Origin of the sequence: Ferruginibacter sp. (assembly GCF_031430955.1) — a bacterium.
In the GTDB taxonomy this organism is placed as follows: Bacteria; Bacteroidota; Bacteroidia; order Chitinophagales; family Chitinophagaceae; genus Ferruginibacter.
On record NZ_JANPCM010000300.1, the window covers coordinates 1 to 2426 of the forward strand.

The 2426-nt window shown below is 37.6% G+C and carries 2 protein-coding genes; both read right to left on the reverse strand.

The annotated features are described in order from the left end of the window. On the reverse strand, window positions 1-1148 hold a 1148-nt coding region (locus ACY65O_RS08460; RefSeq protein WP_462220418.1), incomplete at its 3' end, for a peptidylprolyl isomerase. A gap of 308 nt (window positions 1149-1456) precedes the next feature. Then, window positions 1457-2426, reverse strand: a 970-nt coding sequence (locus ACY65O_RS08465) for a translation initiation factor IF-2 (protein ID WP_462220419.1), incomplete at its 5' end; no start/stop codon positions are given.

A 2426-nucleotide genomic window follows, 5' to 3' on the forward strand; every position in this document is an offset into this window, starting at 1 on the left:
CCAGTTTGGTCTGCATATTCTACAGGTTGAGAGTATTGGCCGATTTTTAAATCTTTCAGCATCACCACCATATCTTTATCCAGCTGATCAATAGTTAAAAAACTTCCATCCCTGCCCTGCAGCATACCTGCGGTAAATTTACTTTCATCGTCGTTACTGTACTTTGCCACTGCTTCACCAAACTGAATATTTCCTGTAATTAATTTTGCCCTTACAGAATCTAATCTTTCCATGGCTTCTTTAATTTCTATTTTTGTAACCTGTGGTATTTTAAGTATATGCCTTACTGTGGCATCATCGCCGGAGCGGCTTACCAGTTGTATAATATGATAACCAAAACGTGTTTTAAACGGGCTGGATATTTGTCCTTCTTTTAAAGAAAATGCTTTAGACATCCAGGTTTGATCATAAGATTTTTGGCTGCGGTTAACTTCGTACTGACCGCATTTATCTTTACTCCCCGGGTCATCGGTATTATTATTTGCAACTGTACAAAAATCTTTTTTACCTGTTTCAATTTGTTCTTTAAATTCTTTTAATTGCTGTACTGCATATTCTTCTGCGTCACGGCTGGCTTTAGGGAAAATAACAATCTGGCCAATTTCTACTTCGCTTTCGTATAAAAACAAACTGTCTGTAGGTATTTTATTAAAATACTCCTGCACTTCTTTAGGTGTAATACGAATATCTCCCACCACTTTATTACGCATGGCCTGCGATAATTTTTGATCTCTTATCCCTTCTTTAAAATCTTCTTTTAACTGGTACACCGATTTACCGGCTACTTTTTCCAACTCGTCTTTTGAACCAAACTGGCTTATATAATTACGGATACGGTTATCAATATCCACTTCTATTTCTTCATCGGTAACGGGCAGCGAATCTTTTTCGGCCTGCAGCACTAATGCTTTAATACCCATGGCCTGCTCCAGTGTTAAACACTTTGCATTTTCGGGTATTTCAATTCCCTGGCGCTGCATATCGGAAAGGCTGTTGTCGATATCGCTTTTTAAAACAATTTTATCGCCAACTACTGCAATAATTTTATCCGCTATCACTCTTTTGGTTTGCGATGGTACGGGGGGTTGTGCTGTAACTGCAAATGCAAAAAAGAATGTTGCAATAAAAAATAGGAAATGTTTTTTCATTTAAAAATTATTTTTAGTAACCGCACCTGCTGAATAATGATATACAGTACAAGAGTGTCCTTCGTTTCTCTCAGGATAAACTCTGCAAATGAAGCTAAATAGTATTGATAAAGCCGGGTTCAAAAAAATATTTAAGTAAAAATAAAACGAAGTTTTACTTTTTGCTTTTATTAAAACCCAATTAACAAAATATTATACCGATTGTACTTTTGCGTTAGTTCAACCGGTATTTACTAAAGGCCAGCGCACAAAAGCATGCTTGAATTTCAGCCCCTTCTCATTGGCCTAAAATGAAATTCAGTTTGGTATTACAGGGTTCTCTTAACTTCCACTTCTTCAAATGCCTCTACTATATCGCCTGTTTTAATATCGTTGTAATTTTTTATAGTTAATCCGCACTCCATACTGCTGGTTACTTCTTTTGCATCGTCTCTAAAGCGTTTTAAACTTTGCAGTTCGCCGGTAAATATTACAATACCATCACGTACCAAACGTATACGGTTGTTACGGGCAATTTTTCCATCCAGCACAAAACATCCGGCCACGGTAGCTTTATCAAATTTATAAGTTTCTCTTATTTCCACATTACCCAGTATTTTTTCTTCTACACCAGGTTCAAGCATACCTTCCATGGCGCTCTTAATTTCTTCAATGGCGTTATAAATAATGGAGTACAGTTTAATTTGAATGGCTTCGTTTTCGGCAAGCCTTGCTGCCTGTATTGAAGGACGCACATTAAAACCTATGATAATTGCATCGGATGCATTGGCTAAGGTTACATCACTTTCGCTGATGGCACCTACCGCTTTATGAATTACACGGATTACAATTTCTTCGGTACTTAATTTTTGTAAACTATCACTTAATGCCTCTACCGATCCATCCACATCACCTTTAATAATTACATTCAATTCTTTAAAGTTGCCTAATGCCAAACGGCGTCCAATTTCATCAAGTGTAATATGTTTTTTGGCCCTCATGCCCTGCTCACGTAAAATTTGTCCACGCTTGTAGGCAGTTTCTCTTGCTTCTGCTTCGTTGGCAAAAACTTTAAAAGTTTCACCAGCCTGTGGTGCACCATTTAATCCTAAAATTAATACGGGTGTTGATGGTGGTGCAGTTTCGCTGCGTTGGTTACGTTCGTTGTACATGGCTTTTACTTTACCAAAGTTTTGGCCCGACACAATCATATCGCCTTGTTTTAGTGTACCATTTTGTACAAGAATTGTTGCTACATATCCACGGCCTTTATCTAATGAGGCTTCTATAACTGTTCCG